The organism is Streptococcus oralis, from assembly GCF_001578705.1.
Lineage (GTDB): Bacteria > Bacillota > Bacilli > Lactobacillales > Streptococcaceae > Streptococcus > Streptococcus oralis_J.
Genome location: NZ_KQ969037.1, coordinates 210,726 through 236,602, shown reverse-complemented (window position 1 = coordinate 236,602; position 25,877 = coordinate 210,726). Strand labels below are relative to the sequence as shown.

Here is a 25,877-nt window from a genome sequence, read left to right as displayed (position 1 = left end):
TTTATTCTCCTATATTTTTACTAATCTCTCCAGTAATCCCGGATGCTAGACAATTGCTCTTTAGAAGCCTTTAATATTCGTTTGGACTCTTTAACTGGAGCTGAAACAGCCTGCTGAGGTAAGTACAAAATAGTTTTTAAGAATCGCTGTGTCATGGGTTCGTCGCCACGTAGTTCCTGCTCAAATTTATTTGAAATCATCGCATCGAGATAAAACTCATGAACTCGCTTCCCAAAATTCTCAGCCGAAATCTCGTACAACTTGTCAGCCAACTTCTGCTCATTCATATCTGGAGTGGCGATCAAGGCCTCCAAGATTGCACCTGCAAGATCGTGCTCTCCATAGTAGAGGGTTCCAAACATTTTGTCACTGATCAGATTATCCAGATAAGGATTGCCATGAGCGATAACAGGCGTTCCACTGGCTAGACTCTCTAGATAAGTCAAGCCTTGGGTTTCACTAGTGGATGCAGAGATAAAGAAATCAGCCGCTTTATAGTATAAGGCTGTCTCACTTGGAGCAATCATACCAGTAAAAATCACATGATCTTGGATCTGCAATTTCACTGCTTGTTCCTTCAGACTGTCCAGATAAGGACCATCACCTGCAACAACAAGTTTCACCTTGTCTTCTTCTTTCAATACCTCAACAAAGGCATCTAGGACTGCTTGGATATTCTTCTCATAGGAGATACGAGAAAGACTCAGTAACATTTTCTCGCCTTCCTGAATACCTAACTTCGAACGAAGTTCTTGCAAGTTTTCCTTTTTGATCTCAGGTCGTTCAAACTTAGCCAGCTCAATTCCAGTTGGGATGACACGCTTTTCAACCTTGACTTTGTATTTAGATAAAAGGTCACGAACAATCTCACTAGGGCAAATCACGCCATCTACATCATGAAGGAAGCCACGCACCAGATATTTTACCATACTTGGCCGAATCAGCATGCCTTTAGCAATGTAATGCACATAGTCTTCGTACTGGGTATGGTAGGTATGAATAACTGGAATTTTCAATTCTCTTGCAATCCAAATCCCTAACAAACCTAGTGAAAACTCTGTTTGCGTATGAATGATATCTAGCTGATACTGTTTAGCAATTTCAAGCGCTTTTGTAAAGCCACGATAAGCAAAACGTCGATCCTTAAATGCAAAGAAGGGAACACTCGGAATTCGGATAATTTGCCAATCCTCGTATCGGTTCACGTCTTTATCGGTGGTTGTAAAGATAAAAACTGCATGTCCCTGCTTTTCAAGCTCTGTCTTTAAGGTTCGAATACTAGTCGCAACCCCAGAAACCTGAGGGAAATAGGTGTCAGTAAATAAACCAATTCGCATAAATTACCTCACTTTTTGCCCAAAGCAGCCTGTTCTCGATAAAATTTTAACCAGATTTCCAACAAATGCTCCTCAGAGTACTCTTTGGAGATCTCGCGAGCTTTTTCTTTCAAGTCTTTCAACTTTTCAGGATGATCTTTGTATTCGAGAATGGCTTCTCTCATCTCTGAAACATCACTTGTAGCACGATAATTTCCTTCGAGAATGACCTTGTATAGATCTAAATCCCTTAGCATAATCGGCGCTTCACAACTTGCTGCCTCTAAGATGGTCATAGGGAATAGTTCGTTGTAACTTGGTAGCAAGAAGAGATCCGCTAAAGCATAGAGCTCTCGCATTCGCTCTGGAGGAACAATACCTGGAAAAATTAGATTTTTAGGTGGATTGTCCATGATTTTTTTATAGCGTTCATAACCATCTGTCATCCCACCAAATGAAAAACCACCTGCCCAGATAAAGGTAATTTCTGGCAATTCCTCCGCAAGGCGGATAAAGTCATCAATTCCTTTACGTTTCTGAACCTGACCTGCACCGACTACGATGAACTGATCTTCAGCTAAATCCATTTCCTGACGAAGTTTTGCTACTTGGTCAGCTGGCAGTGGATGCCATTTTTCCTTATTTACAAAGTTTGGAATATAAGTTACTTTTTCACGTGGAATACCAGCTGCCACCAAATCCTCGATAAACATGGGATTGACCACCACTAGGTGTTCCATTCTGTTGTAAAATGAAAAAACATAGCGCTTGATAATTCCCTTTAAGAAAAATGGAATTTTCAAACTTCCCTCAAGCGTATCAGGCAAAAAATGCACATAGCCAATTTTTCTCCCAGATCGCTTCTTTTGAAATGTAGATAAATAATAAGGGAAATCAATGGTATGAAAGTGAGTTACATCTGCCTCAACAGGAAGATTCTCCGTAACAATTAACTGATCTTGGGCATCACGATGTAGGAGACGTACCAACTCACGGTAGGCTCCTGATACTCCTTGACCAGCCACTTTTTCACTTGAACTTAGCATATTGACACGCAATTTTTCGTTTTCCATACCTTTCATTATACCATTTTATTTCTAGAAAATCAGCAAAAGAAAGAAGAGACCAAAGGAAAAAGAAGGAGATTTCCTCATTTTCCAATCGTCTCTCACATTTTTCTTAGTCTTTATTTAATTCCTAGGGCGATACGCGCGTATCGGCTCATTTTTTCAACTGTCCAAGCTGGATACCAGACCAATTTAACTTCGGTATTAGTTACCTCAGGCACATCTGTCATCGCATCGTGTATCTGGTCTGTCAAAAGGTCAGCCAGTGGGCAGCCCATAGTTGTCAAGGTCATATCAATTTCAGTGTGACCTGTTTCACCATCAAAACGAATTTCATAAATTAAACCTAGGTTGACAATATCAATCCCCAACTCAGGGTCGATGACTTCTTCCAAGGCATTTAAAATGCGTGTTTTGATCGTTTCAATTTGCTCTTCTGTATAAGCCATGTTACTCCTCACTCTTAGTCTTCAATAAAATCACGAAGGGGTTTGCTGCGACTTGGTTGACGCAATTTTCTCAAAGCCTTGGCCTCAATCTGACGGATACGTTCACGAGTCACGTTAAAGACTTTACCAACATCTTCAAGGGTACGCATTTTTCCATCATCTAGCCCGAAACGAAGGCGCAGAACGTTTTCTTCACGGTCTGTGAGAGTATCCAAAACCTCATCCAACTGCTCACGCAAGACGATACGAGTTGTGTAGTCTACTGGATTTTCAATCACTTCGTCTTCGATAAAGTCCCCAAGATGACTATCGTCCTCTTCACCAATCGGTGTTTCAAGCGATACTGGCTCTTGAGCAATTTTCAAGATTTCGCGTACCTTGTCAGGTGTCATATCCATACGCTCAGCGATTTGTTCAGGAGTTGGATCTTGTCCCAATTCTTGAAGGAGATTTCGCTGTTCACGAACCAATTTATTGATAGTTTCAACCATGTGAACAGGGATACGGATGGTACGAGCTTGATCAGCGATGGCACGAGTGATCGCCTGACGAATCCACCAAGTTGCATATGTAGAAAACTTGAATCCTTTAGAATAGTCAAACTTGTCCACGGCTTTCATCAAGCCCATATTTCCTTCTTGGATCAAGTCAAGAAACTGCATGCCACGCCCTACGTAGCGCTTAGCGATAGAAACCACCAAACGAAGATTGGCTTCCGCAAGACGTTGTTTGGCTTCAATATCACCAGCCTCAACTGCTAGGGCCAATTCTTTTTCCTCTTCGTTGGTCAAGAGAGGAACAACCCCGATTTCCTTCAAATACATACGGACTGGGTCATTAACCTTGGCTGAAGTTGAGCCAATCAAGTCCTCATCACTGAGTTCTGGCTCTTCTTCTGCACTAAGAACACGCGCGCTTGGATTTCCTTCGTTATCTGTGATAGAAATTCCAGCATCCTGAATCCGTTGCAAAAGGTCTTCAATGCCGTCTGCATCAAGGGCAAACGGAATAACCAGACTTGAATTGATTTCGTCATCTGTTGCTGTTCCTGTTTTTTTGTGGTTACGGATAAAGTCTGCTACTTGCACATCAAATGTCGTTACTTCTTTTTGTTTTGTTGCCATTATTACTCCATTCTTCTCTTTTGGGAAATCAATCGTTGCAATTCTTTCAAGGCTGTGTCTGTATCTCCTACATGACTAGCTTCCTGCACTTTCTTTTTAATTCTTAAGTTGTCCTTGCTGAGGAGGGCACGGTTTCGAGTCGCTTCGACTTCCACTAGCTCCTGAGGCGACATCTCAGCTGGTAAATCCAGACTAAGCACGTGGTACCAAGCATTTTCAACCTCAGGCGTCTGATGAGAAAGCACCTCAGAGCCAATTTCTCCCTGCTCACTTAATAATTCGTAAAGAATCTGAAATTCTGGGGTATCAAAGAAAAAATCTTCTCTTAATCGGTAGTCATTTAACACAACTGGGTTCTCAGCCATCCTATAGAGGAGATGAGCCTCTGCTCTCATGACTGCTGTCAGTTGCCGCGTTACAGGTAAACTAATCGCTGCTGGAGGTTGCTCCTCTTTGACTCTTTCCTGTCTCTGAACAATCCGACTTTCATTTACAATCTGCTCCACCTGCTGGTAATCAAAGGAAGGTAGGTTATCCGCCAGAATGTGGATATAAGAATTCTGGGCAGTGATAGACTTTTCTTTGGCGATTAGGGGCGCAATCTTTTCAATGAACTCAATTTGCGCTTGCAAGTTATCACTATTTTCAGGTTTGAGTTGGTGAATATAGAACTCTATGGGACTAATCCGAGTCTTTGTTAAGAGGTAGGCCAGGTCTTCAGCAGAATTTTTTTGCAAATACTCATCTGGGTCCATGGCATCAGGTACTCGAACAACTTCCACTGAGAAATCTTTTAATTCTTCCAGAGCTTTGGCTGTCGCTGCCTGTCCTGCCTTGTCACCATCATAGCTGAGAACTATCTTTTTGGTGAAGCGTTTGAGGTGGTCAACATGCTCCTTGCTCAGCGCTGTCCCCATAGAAGCCACAGCATTTTCTATACCAGCACGGTAGGCCGCGATAACATCCATAAAACCTTCCATCAGGTAGAGTTCTGCTATCTTTCCAGTTGCTTTTTTAGCCTTGTCCAAATGATACAATTCGTAACTCTTGTTAAAAATTGCAGTCGAGCGACTATTTTTATATTTGGCAGTCTGACTATCCGTTTCTTGCCAGATACGACCAGAAAAGGCAATAACCTGCCCCTTGTCATTGGTCAAAGGAAAGATGATACGTCCAAAAAAAGTATCATAAAACTGATTGCCATCTGACAGATAAAACAAACCAGAATCCAACAAATCCTTTTCTTCAAATTTGCCAGATAAACGTTGGTAGAGATAGGTTCTCTCTGCTGGAGCCAGCCCAATCCGGAAGTGCTTCAGAACATCGTCTGTCAATCCGCGTTTGTAGAGATAAGCCCTTGCTTCTTCTCCCATCTTGGTCGTCATGAGGATTGCATGGTAAAAACGGGCAGCTTCTTCATGCATATCATATAGAGCTTGATGAGGCGAAGCCTGTTGAGGACGAGACTGGACAGGCATGGCTAGTTGAATACCAACGCGCTCTCCTAAGAGCTGAACGGCTTCCATGAAGGACACACCTTGGTATTCTTCGATGAATTTAAAGACATCTCCTGAGCGCCCACATCCAAAACAGTGATAAAACTGCTTGTCCTCAACTACGTTGAAAGAGGGGGTCTTTTCACCATGAAAAGGACAGAGCCCTAAATAGTTCCGTCCAGCCTTCTGTAAAGAAATCACATCACCTATGACTTCCACAATGTTGGCATTGTTTTTGATTTCTTCAATGACTTGCTTGTCAACCATACACAATACCTCCATCTTATCATAGTTTCACGTAAACTAGTATAGCTTATTTCTGAAAAAAAGTAAACCATTTCATACGCTTTCCGTAATTCTCTTTGCCTTATTCTTCTATATAGAAAGAGGAGATAAAAAACTCAGAAACACTTTAATGCTTCTAAGTTTCTCTTCTCTATTTTTTGATGATTATTTAACTCATCTATTCAAATAATTGATAGTAGTCTGAGATTTTCATCTTAGCTTTTTCTTCTTTATTGAGGTCTTGGATGATACGGCCTTCCTTCATGACTATCAGACGATTTCCATACTTCAGTGCATCCTCCATATGGTGGGTAATCATCAAGGCTGTTAGATGATCCTTGCTGACAAAGTCATCTGTTAACTCCATCAAGGCCACACTTGTTTTTGGGTCAAGGGCTGCTGTGTGTTCATCCAACAAGAGTAACTCTGGTCGTTTCAAGGTTGCCATCAAGAGACTCAAGGCCTGACGTTGTCCACCTGAAAGAAACTCAATCGGAGTGTCCAGATGTTTTTCAAGCCCATTTCCCACTTTTTCAATGGTTGTCTGAAATTCTTCTCTATGGCTTGAAAGTCTCCTAGGAAGGAGTCCTCTCTTCTCACCACGAAACTTGGCAATTAAGAGATTTTCCGCCACCGTCATACGTGGAGCCGTACCCATCTTAGGATCCTGAAAGACACGAGACAGGTACTTAGCCCGCTTTTCAGGTGAAAAATGCGTCACGTCCTCGCCCATGATACGGATACTTCCACTTGTTAAAGGTAGGGTACCTGCAATAGTGTTAAAAAGAGTTGACTTCCCAGCTCCATTTCCACCTAGGATGGTAATGAAATCATGTTCGAAAATTTCAAGAGAAACATCATTCAGAATGATTTTTTCCTCATCAAAGCCATTCGTGATGACTTTGGTAGCATTTTTTAATTCTACAATTGCTGTCATTTGCTAAACTTGACTCCTTTCAGGTATTTGCTTTTGAAGGTTGGAATCATGAGACAAACTGCCAAAATCAAGGCGCTGTACAAACGAAGATAACTTGTGTTAAATCCAAGAGCAATCACTCCCCAGACGAGGAACTGATAGGCGATAGAGCCAACGACGATGGTCATGAGGCGCTCTGCCAGAGTCAAACTCTTAAACAAAACCTCACCAATAATCAAGCTAGCTAGACCAACTACGATAACCCCGATACCTCGTGAAACATCCGCATATCCTTCTTGTTGAGCAATTAAGGCTCCTGCAAGCGCGATAATCCCATTTGAGAGAACCAAGCCCATGAGTTCCATACGTCCCGTATTGATACCAAAGCTACGAGCCATATCAGGATTGTCACCTGTAGCGATGTATGCCTGACCTAGTTTGGTATCTAGGAAAAAGAGCATAAGGCCAATAACAAGAGCTACAAAGATTAATCCAGTCAAGAGTTGGTTAAGGTCTGAATCAAAAGGCAAGACATCCTGAATTTGCTTGGTTCCAAGAAGCCCCAAATTGGCACGCCCCATAATCATGAGCATGATGGAATGGCAAGAAGTCATGACCAGAATCCCTGATAAGAGAGTTGGAATTTTTCCTTTGGTATATAAGAGACCTGTCGCCATACCAGCTAGACAACCTGCTCCTACTGCAGTCAAGGTTGCTAAAAATGGATTGACTCCCTGTGTTATCAAGGTTACAGCTACTGCTCCTCCTAGAGGAAAAGAGCCTTCAGTAGTCATATCAGGGAAATTCAAAATTCGGAAAGTCATAAAGATTCCCAAACCTAAAATCGCCCAGACCATCCCCTGAGAAATAATGGATACTATCATAATCTTTCACTCATTTCTTTCTTTAGTAAAAATGGGAGGAGATGTGTCCAGCTCCTCCTTTTTCCTTATTCAATCACTTGTCCTGCTTCTTTTAGAACAGACTCAGGAATGGTGATACCAAGTTCCTGCGCTAGTTTTTTGTTAATCACTGACTTACCAGTTGAGAAGACATTAACTGGCGTATCAGCTGGTTTTTCACCTTTCAAAACTTTGGCAATCATTTTACCAGTAGCCACTCCAAGATCGTGTTGGTCAACTACTACAGATGCTAATCCACCTGCTTCTACCATAGCAGTGGCACTTGGATAGATTGGCTTTTTAGCTGTTTGGTTGCTTGAAACAACTGTTGAGAAGGCTGATGCAATGGTGTTGTCAATTGGAACCCAAATCGCATCGACCTTGCTTGTCATGACATTGACTGTTGAAGCAATTTCATTGGTTGATGGAACGGCAAAGGTTTCGACTGTCAAACCTGCTTTTTCAGCATAAGCCTTGAATTCTTCAACTTGTGATTTTGAGTTATCTTCGCTACTTGAGTAAAGAGCGCCGATTGTTTTGACATTTGGTGTCAAAGTTTTAATCAATTCCACTTGCTGTTCAGCTGGGTTGTGGTCTGACACCCCTGTGATGTTGCCACCTGGTTTTTTCAAATCTTTGACCAAGTTAGCACCGATCGGGTCTGTAATAGCAGCCATGATAACTGGTAGGTCTTTTGTAGCACTAGCAAGTCCTTGAGCCGCTGGTGTCGCAATCCCAACAACAACGTCGTTTCCATTTGCTACCAATTGTTTACTCATGGTTGCAACCTTGCTCTGATCACCTTCAGAGTTCATAAAGTCGATTTTTACTTGGTCGTCCTTATAGCCTTCTTCAGCTAGTCCATCTTGAATCCCTTGGTAAATCAAGTCCAAGGATGGGTGACTAACAAACTGAAGGACACCAACCTTAGCGACCTTTTGCTCTTCCTTAGCTGCAGGCTTGTTCATAGATGAATAAATCAAGCTAGCCACCACCAATACTGCTAATCCAGCGACAATTCCAATCAAACGTTTATTTTTCATATTTTTTCTCCTTTTAAATCACTTGTACTATACTCTTTTCACTCAAAACAAGCGACGCCATCGTTTAAATTCCATCATCATCCTCCTAATAGAAAAAATCCTCACACAAAAAACTTGTGTGAGGACGTCGATGCGCGGTGCCACCTCAATTATAGGGAATATCCCTATCGCTCTTTCTCGCATTCACGAGTTGCACTGTAAGGTGTGCTCACCGAATTTTTATGATTTCAAATTCTTAATAACATTCAGCCCAATTTCATCACTTTCATCTATCTGCTTTCACCAACCACAGATTCTCTAAAAAATGAGTATGATTACTTTCTGAATATTTAAATTATATCATTTTTCAACTACTTGTCAAGCTTATTTTTAGAATTTTTTAAACTATTCAAAAACTTCCCCTTGAAAAAAGAGGAAGCTTGTAGAATATCAGCCTGAATTACGCAAACCGGTTGCAATTCCGTTAATGGTTGTATGAATCAATCTTTCTTCGTCTGCCGACAATTCACCGCGACGTTGGCGTTTGATCAACTCCAACTGGATGTAGTTAAGGATATTAAAGTAAGGCATACGATAGTTTAGACTGTCTTTTAGGTAAGAGTTTTCAGCCAAGAGTTCGTCATAGCCTTCGATAGCTAAAATAACGTCCTTGGTCAACTGCCATTCATCTAAAATAGTGTAGTAGATAGCTTGTACTTCTTCGTCTTCACAGAGCTTGGCATATTCAAAAGCAATGTTCATATTAGACTTAGACAAGACCATGTCCACATTGGAAAGTAGTGATTGGAAGAAAGGCCAGTTTTGGTACATATCACGAAGGATCTCAATATTATCAGGATCTTGATCAATAAACTCTTTAAAGCTTGAACCCACGCCATACCATCCAGGGAACATGACACGACTTTGTGACCATGAGAAGACCCAAGGGATGGCACGCAAACCACCGATTTCTGTAATAGTCTTACGAGCGGCTGGACGCGAACCGATATTAAAGCTTGAAATAGCCTTAATCGGACTGGACTCAAAGAAATAGTCATAGAAATGTTCATTTCCAAAGACCAAGTCACGGTAAATATCGTAGCTACGGTCCACTACTTGATCCATGATGGCTTCATAACGATTTGACGTATTGGTATCACTCTTCTTCTTGGTAATCATACGGTTAATAGCTGCAGAAACCAACATTTCAAGGTTATAATAGGCAGCGTCTTTGTTTCCGTATTTGTTTCCAATCACTTCTCCTTGCTCAGTCAGACGAATACGGTCCTTGATAGACTTGAGCGGTTGAGATGTGATGGCTTCATAAGTTGGTCCACCACCACGACCCACAGTACCACCACGACCATGGAAGAAGGTAACTTTAACACCAAATTCGTCACCGATAGCAGTCAGTTGCTGTTGCGCTTTATAGAGAGTCCAACATGATGACAGGTAACCACCGTCTTTGTTGCTATCAGAGTAGCCTAGCATGATTTCTTGGTAGTTGTCCTTTGAAGCAATCCATTTTTTAGCCAAAGGAAGAGAGAAATATCTTCTCATGGTTTCTTCCGAGTGATCCAAGTCTTCGATCGTTTCAAACAAGGGAACAATCTGAACGCGGGCTTTTTGAGCATCTACCAAGCCGACTTCCTTAAGCATAATGGCTAGTTCTAGCATATCAGACACGCTGGTTGCATGAGAGATGATAGTTTGACGGATGACGTTTTCACCTAATTTATCCTTCAACTTGCGAGCGGCTTTAAAGATAGAGAGCTCTTTTTCAAGCAGTTCTGACTTTTCAGCATGAGTCGCTGAGAGGATACGAGGGTCTTCTTCCAACTCCTTCAAGAGGAGGGCGCATTTTTCATCTTCAGACAGATCACTATAGTGGTCGTTGATCCCTGCGGATGCTAGCAATTCTGCCACACAGGCTTCATGAACACTAGAATCTTGGCGCATGTCGATAGAGGCAAGATAGAAGCCAAAGATTTCAACCGCCTGCATCAACTCTACAAATTCTCCTGAAATCAGGTACTCACCTTTGTTCTCTAATAGAGAATCTCGGATGGCCAATAAATCTTGGTAAAATTCATCTGCGGTAGCATATCTAGGTTGAAGTTCCTTGTCTTCAATCAAATAAGCCTTGGTTGCCTGCATCTTAGCTTGGATGTCAAAGAGGGCACGACGATAGAGTTCTTTTTCACGATAAATGGAGTTATCTTGTGACTTCAGCGCCATCTCACGAACCTTGTCACTGACATTCACGATGCTGGTTGAAAGTGAAAATTCACGATAAAGGTTATAAATCTTCTCATCGTAGTAGTTCATGATGACTTCGCACTGAGTCAAGGCTGATTTGTTGAGGGTTTCCGCTGTTACGAAAGGATTTCCATCACGGTCTCCTCCGATCCACATCCCCATTGTAATCGGTTTTGGATGTTGGAGCTCGATACCTTGTTCCTTAGCTAGTTTCTTATACTCAGCCGTCAAACGTGGAACAGCATTCAAGAAAGAACTCTGATAGTACTCCATCACATTGGTGATTTCGTTGGTTACCTTCAATTTCTTCTCGCGAATCATATCCGTTTGCATGATAATTTCAATGTAACGACGGAGATCTGTATGCCATTTTTCTTTGTTGATCAAGCCTAGTTTGACATCACGGTACTTCCGTAAGAGTGTATGGATATGATTGGTTAAATCCAGCATACTCTTGCGTTGTACTTGAGTCGGGTGGGCCGTCAAAACTGGAACCACATTCAGCTGCTCCAAAATTGCAGCCGCATTTTCTTTTTCAGCCACCATCTTAATGGTTGTTGACAGTTTTCCTAGATAGTCTTGGTCTACATTATTTTGGTGATTGATTTCATAGGCTAAGTCCACATCTTCAGAGATATTGATCAAGAGTGGAAGGATTGAGAAATAGCGAGAAATATAGATCATTTCCTCGTTTGAAAGGCTGGTCACCAATTTATTGAGTCCTTGATAGTTTTCGCTTGTAGACAAGTCCTTCAACTGCATGATTTTATCAAAAGTCTCTGGCGTAAGCATATTTTTTGTGATGTCTTCTAATAGCTCTGTCAAAATCAAGACTTCTTCTTGGACGACTGCTTTATTGCTATAGTTTTCTAATTTTTGAAGTGACATAAACTTTCCTTTCCATTCAATCCTTATAGAGTAACAGAAGTTTGACCTTCGAATTCTCTGATAAGTTTGGCACGTTTTTCGCTGGCATCGATATTTAGTACAAAGGCAATGGCTACAGATAAGACCAGAAGACTATTCCCCCCTTGTGAAAGGAAGGGGAAGGTTACTCCTGTAGAAGGAATCAAACCAGAAATCCCACCGATATTGACAAAGACCTGAACAAGGATCATCCCTCCGACACCGATAGCAACCATGGAGTTAAAGGGATCCTTAGCACGAATACCGACTAAGATAATTCTCAAAATCAAGAAGAAGAGAAGTGCCAAAATCATACCCGCTCCTACAAATCCAAATTCCTCGATGACGATTGAAAAGACGAAATCCGTATGTGCTTCTGGCAAATAACCACGTTTCTCAATGGAATTTCCTAATCCAAGTCCAAACCAGCCACCATTTACCATTGCATAGTAGGAATTTGCGAGCTGGTGTCCTGCACCCGCCAAGTCATTAAAGGGATTAAAGAAGGCACTAAAACGTTTAGCAACGTAACCAAATACAGGAATTTGAGAAAACTTCTCAACGCCAACAAGACGAATGACAGACAAGACTAAAATGGAACTTCCTGCTAAGAGAGTTAGAATAGTCGAGAACCAACGATAGGCAATTCCACTAACTGTGTACATAAGCAGCGACACCAAGACCAGAATGGTCGCATTTCCCAAGTCAGGGAAAATTCCCAAACTACCAATCAAAACCAGTAAAACGAAACGCCAGTCGTTAAAAGCTCGAGGTAACCACTGATTCTGAGTCAAGACTTGGAAGTCGTAAACAGCTATCTCATCTTGCTGTTTTGAGAATCGATGGGCTAGGTACCAAATAATGATAATCTTAAGATATTCAGCAGGCTGAATCGTTACAGGTCCTACAGAAATCCAACCGTAGGCACCATTGACTGGGGTTCCAATTAGCCGAGCCAAAGCTAGGAGAATCATCTCTACAAACATAACGATAAAAATCAAGCGTTCATTTCTTAAAAAACCAAGTTTCAGTTTATAAATTAAGGCAATCAAAACCAAACTAACTACCCAAAACATTCCTTGGTTCCGAGCTAACTGAAGAGCGCTTTTCCCTTCTTGGATCAAGGTAGCACTCGTAGTTGAGTAAACAACAATTAGACCCAAAATCGATAAAAGGAGGTAAGGAATCAAAATGGAATAGTTCAATAGGTGCCTTTTACTAATTTTCATATGTCACCACTCTAATAGAAACAGAGAAAACTGTTCCTAATTCCGTTTTATTTTCTAGTTTTGATTGCTATTATACCATTTTTTCAGAAAGAAAAAAACTCTTATCCTCCAATCCTTCGAATTTTGCTATTTGGACGAAATTGATTGCTAAAAAATACAAACTTCAAGATAAAGTTTGTATTTTCTTTTTTATTCTGCTGATGAGCTACTGCTTGAGTTTGAGTCTGCACCACCAACGTATTGGGCAAAGATATTTTGGAAAACAGGATCTTTCACTTTAATATTTGCAGCTTGGAATTCTTTTCCGATAACGCTCTGAACGAAAGATGAATCGTTTTGTTTCTGAGCCAGGATGACCGTTTTCAATTTTTCTTTGTAGTCATCTAGGTTTGACGATTTTTCTGTTTTCTTGGTTAGCTTAATAATGTAGTATTGGGTACTGTAGGCTTGTGTTCCAGTCGCTGTGATAACATCAGAGACACCATTCACATCCAAGGCAAAGGCCGCCTTCTTGACTTGTTCTGGAAGTTCTGTTGAAGCAGAGTCAAAAGTGATTTCGCCACCATTTTCTTTTGTCTTGTCATCATTTGAGTTATCTTTTGCCAACTGAGCAAAATCAGCTCCTTCTGCTTTTGCTTTTTCAAGCACTTCTTTGGCCTTGTCTTCGTTATCCATACGGATGATCTGAGCTGTTACATCTGGTGTATAAGACTCAAAAGCTTTTTGGTAAGCTTCGTCTGTCAATTCATTTTCTGCTGCTTTTTTAACTGCCAATTCGACCAACTTACTGGTGCGAATTTGAGCTTTACGAGTCTCAGGAGTCATACCCGCACGTTGAAGTACGCTGTTGTAGCTATCGCCGTATTTCTTTTGTTCCTCAGCAACGGCATCATCCACCTCTTTGTCAGTCACTTCTGAACCATATTGTTTTTCAAATACTTTTTGGATGGTCATATTAAGCAAGACTTGTTGCGCAGTTGGATTGTTTTTGACTTGTTCATAAAATTGGTGTTCAGTGACGACATCACCCTTCATGCTGATGAGATCAGCCCCTTCAGAACTTTTTGAACAAGCAGCCAAAGTCGCTACAGATAATAAGGTAATGGCTCCTGCCAATAGTTTTTTCTTCATGTTTACTCCTTTTATGGTAAGTTACCTTCTCTATTTTACTAAATTGTCTTAAATTTTTCTAAAAATCATTCACTCTCAGGAAGCTGCACATCTGCCACATTTTTTCTCAGCATGAGAATGCCGTCTCCAAGTGGAACTAGAGTCGCTGTTAGACCTGGATTGTTCAAAGTTGCGTCGAAAAGTCTTTGCAAACCTTTATAAATGGTGCGCTGACCACGGCGGACTTCCATGATATCCTTGGCAACATCTCCTCCTTGGAAAATATCATCCAAGACCACCACTCCACCGACTTCCAAGTGTTTGAGGATTTCTGGTAAAAAGACGATGTACTTGGACTTGGCCGAATCCATAAAGACAAAGTCATAAGTTTCTGTCAAGGTTGATAGGACATCGACAGCATCTCCCTCCAAAAGAGTGATTTGTTTGCGCCTGTCAAACTGGGCAAAGTTTTCCTTGGCAAAGCCAATCATCTCAGGATTACGGTCAATAGTTGTGATCTTAGCATTTGGGGCGTGTTCCGCCATCAGGAGGGCTGAGAAGCCAATTGCCGTTCCAATCTCCAAAATGTTCTTGGGCTGCAGACTTTCCATGAGAAAACGGAAATATGCGACTGTTTCATGAGGAATAATGGGAATATTTTCCTTACGAGCGAAGGTTTCCAATTCTTTCAAGGAACCTGTCACCTGCTTTTGACGCTGGCGCATGAGTTCTACAATTTCTTCCTTGACGACTGGACGTCGCATATTGTGATTGGCATTTTTACTATAAGACTCTACCATCTTATGCTAATCCCAATTTTTCAACAAGGGCTTCAAACTCGTTCAAGCGACGTTCAAAGACTGCAAAGGCATCGTTGAGATAGTCTTCCTTCTCCATATCCACTCCCGCTTTTCTCATAACATTGAGCGGATAGTCTGACTTACCAGCCTTGAAGTAGTCGATATAGCGGTCACGATCTTCTTGACTTCCATGGACAATCTTCTCAGCCAAGGCTGAAGCAGCTGCAAAGCCAGTTGAATACTGATAAACATAGTAGTTATAGTAGAAGTGTGGAATGCGCGCCCACTCGTATTGGATTTGAGGGTTGTCTTCCTTGCTGAGTCCATAGTACTCTTGGTTCAAGTCAGCATAGAGTTTATTCAGGAAATCACTTGTCAAGACTTCTCCATTTTGGTCTGCTTGGTGGATAGCATGTTCAAACTCAGCGAATTGAGTTTGACGGAAGACTGTTCCACGGAAACCATCCAAGAAGTTATTGAGGATAGCAAAGCGAGTTGCATCATCTTCTACTTCTGCCAGTAATTTCTCCGTCAAGATATTTTCGTTGGTCGTTGAGGCAATCTCTGCCAAAAAGATAGAGTAATCTCCGTAAACATAAGGTTGGGTTTCACGAGTATAGCTAGAGTGCATACTGTGACCAGTCTCGTGTACTAGGGTAAAGAGATTGTCTAGATTATCCTGCCAGTTGAGGAGCATAAAAGCATTTGTATCGTAAGATCCACCAGAGTAGGCACCAGAACGCTTGCCTTGGTTTTCATAGACATCAATCCAACGCTCGCTAAAGGCACGTTTGACACGGCTCAAGTAATCGTCACCCAAGACTGCCAAGGCTTCTTCTGCCTTTTTCAGGGCTTCTTCGTAGGTAAAGCTATATTCTACAGAAGAAAGTGGTGTGTAGACATCGTACATCTTGAGATCTGAAATCCCCAAGATTTTAGAACGAAGTTCAAGGTAACGATGCAAGAGTGGCAAATGCTTGCGAACTGCTGCTACTAGATTGTCATAGACACTTTCTGGAACAAAGTTGGCTGCGAGGGCTGCATGACGAGCACTCTTATAGTTGCGAACTTTTGCTCGGTAGTTTTGCACCTTAACATTTGTCTGCAAAGTCTTAGCATAAGTGTGTTGGAACTGCTCGTAAGTCGCATAGAGGGCTTCATAAGCACCACGGCGCACTTCACGATTTTTAGACTCCATCAAGCGAATGTAAGTACCGTGTGAGAGCTGCACTTCATTGCCTTCATCATCAAGGACATATGGAAAGCTAATATCCGCATTGTCCAAGATGGCGAAAGTTTCACTAGCAGCGCCAAAGATTTCTCCTGCGCCAGCCAACAATTCTTCCTCACGTTGCGAAAGAACATGATCCTTCTTTTGCAATAGCTTGTCAAAAAAGTGTTTGTAAACTTGGAGTTTTGGTTGAGCTTCTAGGAAGGTCACATACTGTTCTTGGCTAATCTCCATAAACTCAGGTTCGTAGAATGAAAAGGCTTGTTCTAACTGACTGTAGAGGGTCATAGCCTTAGCATAGTACTCCTGATACTTAGCTTCACGCGTATCTTGGTCGTTTTTCATATGTGCATAGACATAAAGCTTTTCAACTTGGCGTTCCAAGTCGAGTGAGAATTCTGTAATCTCAAGCAAACTGTCTGCGCTGTCCAAGAGATGCCCCTCATACTGGGCTGCAGTTTGTACTTTTTCAGTTAAGTCTTTCAAGGCTTCTTCCCAAGCCTGGTCTGTTGGGTAGATTGTTGAAAGATCCCATGTATCTTTTTCATTTATTTCATGTCGTTGTAATACCATAAGATTCCTCCATCCTTTCTATTTTACCACATTTTTTGAGAAATATAAGTGATAAAAGGCTGGTGGATAGAGCTTTTGGCGATTATTTTTCGGATTTTTTTGATAGTAAGCGAAAAATTCTTTATAATAGCTACTTAAATCTTGGGCAATCTGACAAAAATCACCTGATTCTATTGGTCTAACTTGAGGATACCAGTCGTCCAGTTGACGGTTTAATAGATTCTCTCCTCGTTGATAGGCCTCCTCCTGTTTTTTCATCCAGTAAGGCGTTTGGTAGTACAACTGTTGGCGAATGTAGTGACAGATAGTGGAATCTTGAGAAACTGTAAAACGAGCTAGCTTTTGTTTTTGATAAGGAAATCGTAGAATTTCCAAGAGGTTTCCTTGACCAAAGGGAAATTCCTTGACCTGAAAATGAAGCTTACCCCGTAGGTCCTGATGCAAAAGATATTTGAGTCTCAAAACTTGCTTTTTGAAATCTAGTTCCCATACATAGAATCCCATATTTTGACTAAAATAGAGAAATCCCCTTTGCAGTTGTGTCAGTCTCTCTTTTAACCAGAGTTTTTCTCCCAGTAGCCAGATAACTTGGTAGCCCTGACTACGGTAGCCTTGACTTCTATCGCATAAAAGCTTTTGGGACAAGGGACTACACTGGACCTCTAGCGCTAGTTTCTCATTTACAAGAACATCCGCCACCTGCTGAATCGCAGGCAGACTATATTCTACGGCAACCTGATTGTCCTTCTTGGCCCAGTGATAGAGGGCCTCTTTGTTGGCCAAGTGTTCTGGACTTTCATTCTCAAAAATAGCCATACAATCTCTTAAAGATTCATGTGCAAAATGCGTTCGAACACTCTGCCCTTGACGTAATCGTAGTCCGCCCCCGCAGGCTGGACAGGTATAAGCTTGCTTGGTCACGTCTTTTTCGAGGGCATTTACCAAATTTCCCTTGCTATCTCTGGCTACAAACATGGACTACCTCCTTTTCTTTTCTATTCGAAAAAGAAGTAAAAAAGACCGGAATTCCAGTCTTTCATATTGCTTTTCTACCTTTTAAACCTCTTAGAGAATTTTTTTTAGCATGGGAATGAGATTGGGGATCTGCTCGCTTCTAATGACGAGCACACCATATTCCTGGCAACGATTGGCATAAACTGGATTGATTTTTCCCGTACAAACTATCAACTTGAGGCAACTCTCCCCAGCAAAATGATTGGCGTAGACTTCTAGTTCGTTGATGGCTTCAACTGATAAATCTGTCATCTTGCAAGAGATAAAGGTAATCGAGCGCCCCTTTCTCAGAATGACATCAATCTCATTTTGAACATTGTCTGTCTCTGGAAAGATGCCATTCCAATCAATCTCACCGCCTATCATGCACTCATCAAACAGCTGAGATTCAAGCGCCAAGAGATAAAGATACAACTCTAAAATATGCCCTTTGTTGCGACAAAAGACTTGAGCTTCTTGACTCGGAAAGCTGTAGCTTATTCGCTCCTTGTCCTCGTTTTCAATACGAAGCATCCCCGCTTCCACTAGTAAGGGGATTTGAGATTCTGGATAGAGGTAATACTTGCCGTTGTTTTCCAGTATCTTTTCGGTTTCAGCATGCAGGTCATTGGTCTTGGCTAGAGAGAAAAATTGGGTCACTTGATACCAGTGGGAAGGATTGGCAATGGCAGAGCTGGCTAGTTTTTTGATGGCTGCAATTTGCTGAGCCGAGTGGATAGGGCGTTTGGATTTGAGCATTTTTCCACCACGCAAGGCTATCAGCTGTTGGATGCTTAGGGTTGGAATGTCCAAGTCTTCTTTTTCCAACTGACTAGCTGTCCACTTGTATTGTTTGCCCCGCTCGACATCCATGGCAACGATGGGGAGGTGGCGATCCAAGCCATATTGATAGAGAGATAAGGCTAGTAGTGAATCTCCGCCAAAAACATCAAGAAGGATTTTGTCATAGCCTGCTAGGCAATAATCTAACTGGTCCGCTAGTTCTTCTAAAGACAGCTGACGAAAGATCACACGCTGGATATGGGGGACTTCGTCCGTGATAAAGTGACGCAGTGAAAGTTTATCGTTATTGCTTATTTTCGTCAAAGAAAGGAAGAGAATCTCGTCACAATCACTGACAAAGGCTTGGTAGACATTCTTTTCCAATACATGCCAATCATACAGTTCCACCAAAAGATTCGCCATGGGATCACCTCCATCATCTACACTTTCTTGAACTGAGAGTAACAATAATACAGCTCTACTACTAATATTTCCTACTTCTAGTATAGCATAAAATCCTGCTTGCCCCAATCTAAGGCCGCAAATAAAAACGAATAGAAACCTTGCAAAGTGATTTCTATTCGTTTGTAAAGATTTGATTTACTTGATTTTCTTAGCTAGCATAGTCGCAAAGCGTAGTTGAATGCGATTACCATTTTCATCACGACGGTGCAGATGTCCCGGATTTTCATTGTACTTAATCAATTCCCAATCCTTGTAGTAGTCCGCCAACTCCCCTTCTTTAAAGGTGAATGGAAAGTTGACTGAGCAAGGATAATCCTCCGTATCCATAGCACAGACGATGAGGTTGTATCCTCCAACAGTAGTTTGCTCCTGCATATTTTGGATAATAGCTGGAATACGGTCCGCTTGAAGAAACATGAGAACAACTGTTGAAACGATGAAATCATAGACTTGGCTAATACTGGCTGAATTGATATCATAAAGTCCAACAGGCATGTCTAGATCCTCTTGCTCTACGATACTTTGCAAGATTTCAAGAGATAGTTCATTTTGATCCACAGCTGTCACATCAAAACCTTGCTGGGCTAAAAAGAGGGAATTACGTCCTTGACCACAACCCAAGTCCAAGGCTCTTCCAGGTTTTACCGTCTGCATAGCCTCTAGGACCTCTGAATGGACTGGATTGGTCTGGTACTTCTTAGAAAAGTAATCCTCGGGTCTACAATAAAACTCCAAGTACCATTCTACATCATCTGTGGCTGCCTCTACTCGATGCCAGGCTTGCGGTTGCGCCATGGGATTGTCGGCCCCTGCTTGGAAAAGGTGTTCAGCTAGAACCTCACCATCCTCTGTCAACTCAATAAACTTGAGTGCTCCTTTTACAACTGTAATCTTGCCCCAAGTACCCACTTTGGTATTGTGCTTCTGCTGGACAGCTTCGGGCATTGTTTGTTTATTCCACAAGGGCATGCGTTTATAGGCGATTAGTTTTTCCATTTTTATTTCCTCTTTTTATCGCTGGTTAACAGCTTTCATCACACGCGCGATGTCACGATTTTGTTCACGTCGCTTGATCGACTCCCGTTTGTCATAGTCATGTTTCCCTTTGGCAAGACCTAAAAGGAGTTTGGCATAGCCATCTTTGAGATAGACTTTGAGGGGAACTAGGGTCATTCCTGTACCTTTGGTTTCTTGTTCCAATTTTTGGATTTGCTTCTTATGGAGCAGGAGTTTGCGACGGCGTTCTGGCTCCTGATTCCAGATATTGCCCTCTTCGTAAGGAGCGATATGAACATTGCTCAACCAGACTTCCCCATTTTTTACTTGGGCAAAGCCATCCTTGAGATTGATTCTAGCCGCTCGAACACTCTTGATTTCCGTTCCTGTCAGGACTATTCCTGCCTCTAGCGTATCTACGATTGTATAGTCGTGGTGCGCTTTTTTATTTTGTGCGACGACCTTTCCCTCGCCCTTTGCCATGCTTGGCTCCTTTCTTAGCTACTTCTTTGTAAAATGGTTTCTTACCCTTTTTCTTTTTGTCTTTAGAAGACGATTTGCGCTTATCATTAAAACGACCTTGTTTCTTCTTGTCTTCCTTCTTATCCGAACGACGACTTGAACCGCGCCCTCTTTTTTTGCAATCAACTTGTTTCAAGCCTTTTTCAACGACATCAAACTCACTTAGGATATAAGAGAAGTCAATCTCACCTGTCGTCTTATCCGCTCTTTCAACGCGAATGCGAATCTGTTGCCCCACACGGAAGGTTATTCCTGACTTCTCTCCACGAAGAGTCAAATCACGCTCGTTGAAATGATAAAATTCAGGAAGATTGGTAATGTGAATCAAACCTTCGACTGTATTTGGTAATTCGACAAAGAGACCAAACTTGACAATGCTGGATACAACCGCATCGTACTCTTCGCCCACGTATTCTTCCATGTACTCAGCCTTTTTCATGGCTTCGACTTCACGCTCTGCCTCGATGGCACGACGCTCACGATTGGAAGACTGGGTCGCAATCTCTGGAATCACTTGCTCAAAATGCTCTGCTATTTCCTTGGAACGCCCATAGTCGCGAATCATCCGATGTACCAAGAGGTCAGGATAACGACGAATCGGACTTGTAAAGTGGGTGTAGTAGTCCGCAGCCAACCCATAGTGACCGTGGTTATGCTCCGAATAGCGAGCCTGCTGCATAGAGCGAAGAAGCATCATGGACAAGACATCTGCATAGGGCTCTCCCTCAACAGTACGCATGATGTCTTGGAGGGCCTCTTGGCTAATCTCACTGGCAGTTCCATAGATACGCAATCCAAAACTTGAAGCGTAATCAATAAATTTCTGAACTTTTTCAGCTTTCGGTTCCTCATGGATACGATAGATAAAAGGTAGATCCAGCTTGCTAAAGTGTTCCGCAACTGTTTCGTTGGCAATCAGCATAAAGGACTCAATCATCCGTTCTGCAGTCCCACGATGTCGAAGAACGATATCAACTGGCTTTCCTTTTTTATCCACCAAAATCTTAGCTTCACTGGTATCAAAATTAAGGGCACCACGTTTCTCACGCATGTTTTCTAGCCTTTCATGAAGCTTGGCCATTAACTCGATACTAGGAACAATTCTCTTAAACTCTTGTCTCTTTTCCTCATCGCCAGCCAGAATGTCATTGACAGCGCTATAGGTCATACGAAAACTTGTCTTGATAACCGTTTGTGTGATGGTGTAGTTGACTACATGACCATGCTTATCAATTTCCATAATGGCAGACTGGGTCAGGCGGTCAACTTGAGGATTGAGAGAGCAGATGCCGTTTGAAAGGCGTTCTGGTAGCATTGGCACTACTCGGTCTGTCACATAGACAGACGTCGCGCGGTTAAGGGCTTCCTTGTCAAGAGCAGAACCCTCAGTCACATAGTAGGAAACATCCGCGATGTGAACTCCGAGTTCGATATTGCCATTTTTCAAAGGCTTGATGTGAACTGCGTCGTCCAAGTCCTTGGCGTCCGCACCGTCAATGGTAAATGTAAGCTCATCTCTCAAATCAAGACGCCCTTCCATATCCTTTTCTGTGGGAGAATCAGGCACACTTTCTGCTTCTTTTAAAACAGCCTCTGGAAATTCTGAAACAATATCCATGGACTCCAAGACTTCAAGGACATCAATCCCAGCATCAGTCGAGTGTCCTACCACGTCCAGCACACTAGCGACAAAGAAATCGTGTTTCTTACTTGGATATTTATCGATAAAGACCTTGAGAACTTCTGTTCCATCAAGTTTGAGGGCTGGTTTCTTAACATAGATGGGTTGGCTGATTTTCTGATTCTTTGAACGAATGTAACCCGCATACTTGGGCTTTTCCTGATCTAGAACGATTTGGCCGACAACTGTTGTCAGACTATGCTCTAGGATATCGATAATTTTGGCTTCCGCCGCTGTTCCCTTGTTACGATCAGCGACTTTCTTGATGACAACCTCAACAGTATCGCCATCAATAGCATAGTTGACATCGTTTTTCCCTACAAAAAGGTCGTCCTCCTCGCCTTCCAGACTGACAAAGCCAAAGCCATTTTTATGGGCATGAAAAATCCCCTTGAGAGTAATCTCATGTTTCTTCTTTTGGTCCAGACATAAGCTACCATCTTCTCCAAATCGAATCTGGTGCTTTCTTTCCATCAGAGACAGGGTTTTAATCAACTCACGAAAATCCTTGGATCCATCCTTTCCGAGAGCCTGAGCCAGGTCATTTACCGTCACTCGCCCCTTCTCTTGCAAATATTCTTTTATTCTATCTTTCATATTTTCTTTCTAGATTTTTATAATTTTTTTGATGGATAACTTTAGTAAACATTATTCAAAATAAAAATAGGCTAAGACCTAGTCTCGCCCATTTCTTATCTACTTGATAATACCGTCAGTGCTAAGGCAATGGCTAGCCAGAAAAAGACTAAAACACCTGTCAAACGTTGCATCACGGCTTCAAAACCACGCGCTTTACTACGTTCAAACAAATCACCTGAGCTGGCATCAAATACATTGCTGGATTGGTTCTTGGTTGGTTGCATGAAAATCGCAATCACAATCACAACAGATAATACTAATAAAATGGTTAACAATAGGTTATACATATCAAACTCCTTAAAATCCCTATTATTTTACCATAAAATCTACTTAGATTCAAGATGTAGGGTTACTTTTCTTTCCTTGGGACAATACTTTAAAACCTCAATCTTGTCAGGATGAGTTTTGGAGTTCTTACTGGTTAGATAATTCATGCTGCCACAAGAGGAGCACTTGAGATTGATTTTTACTCGCACTAGATTTCCTTTACTTTTAATAATGATCTAAATTGCACTAAGTTACATAAACAACTGAAAGCTACACAGGCTGCTGTCGCATAAAAGACAGCATGGTAGCCCAAATATCCTGCAACTGCGGATCCCGCCATAGGTCCGATCACTCCACCAAGGTAAAAAAAGACTTGGTTGAAGGCGAAAATCCTTGAAATACCTGATTTTGGAGTCATTTTGCTGAGAAGGGCATTGACTCCCGGTATGAGAGCTCCCGTTCCCAAACCAAAGAGAAAACGATACAAGCCAAGTTGAAGGGGGCTGGTTGCATGAGCACAAAGAAGGTAAATGATGACGGAATAAATCTGCGCCGCGACCAACAATCTATGATTCCCTAGCTTATCGCCAAGTTTTCCTAGAATTCCAGCACTCATCATGCTAGAAAATCCCATGCTGGATACGATTAATCCTGATACAAGGAGGAGATTTTCGGACTGCCCTAAGTCCCGAACATAGAGAGCTAGAATGGGACCAATTGATTGAGCTGAAAATTGAATGACAAAGCTCGTCAAAAATAGATTCACTAAAAGCCTAGGATACTTGAAAGAAGAAAATACTTCTTTCGTTGGGATAGCCTTCTCCTTAGCCACTGGCTGAAAATCTTCCTTGATAAAGAAAATGGTTAGGATTGCAGCTACAAATAAGAAAGCACCTACCAATAAAAAGACATTACGAATGCCAAAAATTTCAGCAATAAAGCCTCCAACAAAGGGGCCCGTCAGTGTTCCTGCAACAACACCTGTAGATAGAGTTCCAAGAGCCGCTCCAGACTTATCTTTAGGTACCTGACTAGCAATCAAGGCCGTTGCATTGGGGACAAATCCAGTAAATACACCATTGAGCAAGCGCAGAAAGAGTAGCCAATAGATATTTGGCACGAAGGCTAAACCTCCCATAGTGATAGTCATGGCAAGACCTGCTCGAATCATCATGGGTTTGCGACCGTACTTATCAGCAAGAATACCCCAGATAGGAGAAACTAGAGCTGCTGAAACAGCCGAAACTGAGATGGCTAATCCACCATAAAAAGCAACTTGGTCTCCTTCAATTCCCAACTGCTCTACAAAGATAGGCATGAAAGGAACAACTAAGGAGATACTAGCTCCCGTTAAAAAACTACCAAACCAGGCGACACGAAGATTCTCTTTCCAACTAATCTCTTGCACAGCTATCGCCTCCTTCAAGTAACTTCACTACTTGACCCACAAGCTGATCACGACTGCCATTATTATCTAATATATGACTCGCCAATTTTTTCTTTTCCTCTAAAGACCACTGGACTGCCAGACGCGACTCCGCTACTTCCTTAGAAAGATGATCCCGTTTCATGAAACGTTCTACTTGGATATCACGGTCCACATAGACCAGCCATGTTTCATCAAACCAGTTGGCGTAGTCCTGTTCAAAAAGCAAGGGAATATCCATGAAAAAAACCGTTTCTGTCTGGGCTAACTGTTCTCTCAGTGCAGCCAATTCCTCACGAATAATCTCTCCTTGGGTTTGTTTAGACCATTCCTGCTCCTCAGGATTTGAAAAGATGAGACTAGCCAGGAGAGGGCGATTAAGTTCTCCATTTTCAAGGATGATTTCCTGCCCAAAGTGCTGAACTAAGAGCTGATAAAGACGACCACCAGATTTTTGTAGCTGGTGGACGACTGCGTCAGCATCCACCACTTGAAAACCTTTTTCTCTTAGGAAATTTGTCACAGTTGACTTACCAGAGGCAATTCCTCCTGTAATTCCAATGATTTTTCCCATCAGTCCCTCCTTTGACACTGAGGACAAAAATGAGTTCCTCGTCCGCCAAGTTGGATTTTCTCAATCACTGTCCCACAGCTTGCACATTCTTGGCCAGCCTTGTCATAGACCTGATGAAAATCCTGCATAGTTCCGTCTTCCCCAAAGGCATTGGTATAGGTCCGAATGGTAGAGCCACCTTTTTCAACTGCCTGTCCCAAAACAGCAATGGTCTGGTCATGGATGGCTGTTGCTTCTTCTGCTGTCAAAGTCTGGGAAGGTCTAGCTGGATGGACCTTAGTTCGCCAGAGAACCTCATCCACATAGATATTGCCAAGTCCAGCTACCAAGGTCTGGTCTAGGAGGTGGGATTTGATAGGCTTTTTAGATTTGGCTAGGGCAGCCTGGAAGGTCTGCAAATCAAAGTCCTTTTCTCTTGGCTCAGGGCCTAGTTTTTTAGAAACAAAGTAGGCTTCCAATAGGTCGGGGGCCAGCAGTTCCATCGTACCAAACTTGCGTACATCCTCATAAACAAGCGTACCTCCATCTTCAAACCGAATGAAAATATGAGCATGCTTGCGTTCAGGAACCTGGTCTGGATAGTAGAAATACTTGCCCTCCATCCGCAGATGGGAAATCAAAACCTTGTTTGTCAGGTAAAAAAGTAGATATTTTCCACGGCGCCCCATGGACTCAATTACTTGGCCAGCTAGTTCCTTTTGAAACTCGTCCACATCTGTCTTGATTATCTTAGGATAAGCAATCTCTATATTAGAAATCTTCTTTCCCAAAATCAATTTTTCCAATCCACGACGAACCGTTTCAACCTCAGGTAATTCAGGCATAGTCCCTCCTTCTGTAAAAACA

Annotated in this window: 22 protein-coding genes, 1 pseudogene and 1 other annotated feature; all 23 genes and pseudogenes read right to left on the bottom strand. The window is 42.1% G+C overall.

The window, feature by feature from the left end:
• Positions 1-20 precede the first annotated feature (20 nt).
• The 23 genes and pseudogenes from SORDD05_RS01145 to mutM all read right to left on the bottom strand — a co-directional run bounded on the left by SORDD05_RS01145 (position 21) and on the right by mutM (position 25,855).
• Positions 21-1,337, bottom strand: a complete 1,317-nt coding sequence (locus SORDD05_RS01145) for a glycosyltransferase family 4 protein (protein ID WP_061416721.1) — start codon at positions 1,335-1,337, stop codon at positions 21-23.
• An 8-nt stretch (positions 1,338-1,345) separates the two neighbouring features.
• Complete coding sequence (locus tag SORDD05_RS01140) at positions 1,346-2,389, bottom strand: glycosyltransferase family 4 protein (RefSeq protein ID WP_061417778.1); 1,044 nt, start codon at positions 2,387-2,389, stop codon at positions 1,346-1,348.
• Between the two features lie 113 nt (positions 2,390-2,502).
• The gene (locus SORDD05_RS01135; protein WP_000331930.1) at positions 2,503-2,832 is read right to left on the bottom strand and encodes a metal-sulfur cluster assembly factor; all 330 of its coding nucleotides are present in this window, start codon (positions 2,830-2,832) and stop codon (positions 2,503-2,505) included.
• 14 nt (positions 2,833-2,846) lie between these two features.
• The gene (gene rpoD / locus SORDD05_RS01130) at positions 2,847-3,956 is read right to left on the bottom strand and encodes an RNA polymerase sigma factor RpoD (RefSeq protein ID WP_000201890.1); all 1,110 of its coding nucleotides are present in this window, start codon (positions 3,954-3,956) and stop codon (positions 2,847-2,849) included.
• A gap of 2 nt (positions 3,957-3,958) precedes the next feature.
• Positions 3,959-5,719 carry a DNA primase gene (gene dnaG, locus SORDD05_RS01125; protein WP_061416718.1) on the bottom strand — a complete coding sequence of 587 codons (1,761 nt, stop codon included), beginning with the start codon at positions 5,717-5,719 and terminating at the stop codon, positions 3,959-3,961.
• Positions 5,720-5,915: 196 nt separating this feature from the next.
• Positions 5,916-6,674, bottom strand: coding sequence for an ABC transporter ATP-binding protein (locus SORDD05_RS01120; protein WP_049505730.1), 759 nt, complete (start codon positions 6,672-6,674; stop codon positions 5,916-5,918).
• Positions 6,671-7,537 (bottom strand): ABC transporter permease, encoded by an 867-nt coding sequence (locus SORDD05_RS01115; protein ID WP_061416716.1) that lies wholly within the window; start codon positions 7,535-7,537, stop codon positions 6,671-6,673. Before SORDD05_RS01115 ends, SORDD05_RS01120 begins: the two co-directional genes overlap by 4 nt.
• A 65-nt stretch (positions 7,538-7,602) precedes the next feature.
• Positions 7,603-8,598 carry a tryptophan ABC transporter substrate-binding protein gene (gene trpX, locus SORDD05_RS01110; RefSeq protein WP_049479003.1) on the bottom strand — a complete coding sequence of 332 codons (996 nt, stop codon included), beginning with the start codon at positions 8,596-8,598 and terminating at the stop codon, positions 7,603-7,605.
• A gap of 117 nt (positions 8,599-8,715) precedes the next feature.
• Positions 8,716-8,931: a binding site (T-box leader), on the bottom strand.
• A gap of 96 nt (positions 8,932-9,027) precedes the next feature.
• A complete protein-coding gene (gene ppc, locus SORDD05_RS01105; protein WP_061416715.1) occupies positions 9,028-11,724 on the bottom strand; it encodes a phosphoenolpyruvate carboxylase in 2,697 nt (898 codons plus the stop codon).
• A gap of 23 nt (positions 11,725-11,747) precedes the next feature.
• Positions 11,748-12,971 (bottom strand): cell division peptidoglycan polymerase FtsW, encoded by a 1,224-nt coding sequence (gene ftsW, locus SORDD05_RS01100; RefSeq protein ID WP_061416713.1) that lies wholly within the window; start codon positions 12,969-12,971, stop codon positions 11,748-11,750.
• A 189-nt stretch (positions 12,972-13,160) separates the two neighbouring features.
• A complete protein-coding gene (gene prsA, locus SORDD05_RS01095) occupies positions 13,161-14,102 on the bottom strand; it encodes a peptidylprolyl isomerase PrsA (RefSeq protein WP_061416712.1) in 942 nt (313 codons plus the stop codon).
• A 65-nt stretch (positions 14,103-14,167) separates the two neighbouring features.
• A complete protein-coding gene (locus SORDD05_RS01090; protein ID WP_081102436.1) occupies positions 14,168-14,881 on the bottom strand; it encodes an O-methyltransferase in 714 nt (237 codons plus the stop codon).
• 1 nt (position 14,882) lies between these two features.
• Complete coding sequence (pepF, locus tag SORDD05_RS01085) at positions 14,883-16,685, bottom strand: oligoendopeptidase F (RefSeq protein WP_061416710.1); 1,803 nt, start codon at positions 16,683-16,685, stop codon at positions 14,883-14,885.
• 18 nt (positions 16,686-16,703) lie between these two features.
• A complete protein-coding gene (locus tag SORDD05_RS01080) occupies positions 16,704-17,660 on the bottom strand; it encodes a competence protein CoiA (RefSeq protein WP_061416707.1) in 957 nt (318 codons plus the stop codon).
• Positions 17,661-17,734: 74 nt separating this feature from the next.
• Positions 17,735-18,884, bottom strand: a pseudogene (locus SORDD05_RS01075) (hypothetical protein).
• A gap of 177 nt (positions 18,885-19,061) precedes the next feature.
• Entirely contained in the window at positions 19,062-19,922 is an 861-nt protein-coding gene (gene tehB / locus SORDD05_RS01070; RefSeq protein ID WP_061416704.1) for an SAM-dependent methyltransferase TehB, read from the bottom strand.
• Between the two features lie 15 nt (positions 19,923-19,937).
• Entirely contained in the window at positions 19,938-20,405 is a 468-nt protein-coding gene (gene smpB, locus SORDD05_RS01065; RefSeq protein WP_061416701.1) for an SsrA-binding protein SmpB, read from the bottom strand.
• Positions 20,368-22,722 carry a ribonuclease R gene (rnr, locus tag SORDD05_RS01060; protein ID WP_061416700.1) on the bottom strand — a complete coding sequence of 785 codons (2,355 nt, stop codon included), beginning with the start codon at positions 22,720-22,722 and terminating at the stop codon, positions 20,368-20,370. The genes smpB and rnr overlap by 38 nt, the downstream gene beginning before the upstream one ends.
• Before the next feature lie 95 nt (positions 22,723-22,817).
• A complete protein-coding gene (gene secG, locus SORDD05_RS01055; RefSeq protein ID WP_007519515.1) occupies positions 22,818-23,051 on the bottom strand; it encodes a preprotein translocase subunit SecG in 234 nt (77 codons plus the stop codon).
• Positions 23,052-23,090: 39 nt separating this feature from the next.
• Positions 23,091-23,240, bottom strand: a complete 150-nt coding sequence (rpmG, locus tag SORDD05_RS01050) for a 50S ribosomal protein L33 (protein ID WP_007519517.1) — start codon at positions 23,238-23,240, stop codon at positions 23,091-23,093.
• Positions 23,240-24,439, bottom strand: a complete 1,200-nt coding sequence (locus tag SORDD05_RS01045; protein ID WP_061416698.1) for a multidrug efflux MFS transporter PmrA — start codon at positions 24,437-24,439, stop codon at positions 23,240-23,242. Before SORDD05_RS01045 ends, rpmG begins: the two co-directional genes overlap by 1 nt.
• Positions 24,426-25,031, bottom strand: coding sequence for a dephospho-CoA kinase (gene coaE / locus SORDD05_RS01040; protein ID WP_061416696.1), 606 nt, complete (start codon positions 25,029-25,031; stop codon positions 24,426-24,428). The genes SORDD05_RS01045 and coaE overlap by 14 nt, the downstream gene beginning before the upstream one ends.
• Positions 25,031-25,855 (bottom strand): DNA-formamidopyrimidine glycosylase, encoded by an 825-nt coding sequence (gene mutM, locus SORDD05_RS01035; RefSeq protein WP_061416695.1) that lies wholly within the window; start codon positions 25,853-25,855, stop codon positions 25,031-25,033. The genes coaE and mutM overlap by 1 nt, the downstream gene beginning before the upstream one ends.
• Positions 25,856-25,877 lie beyond the last annotated feature (22 nt).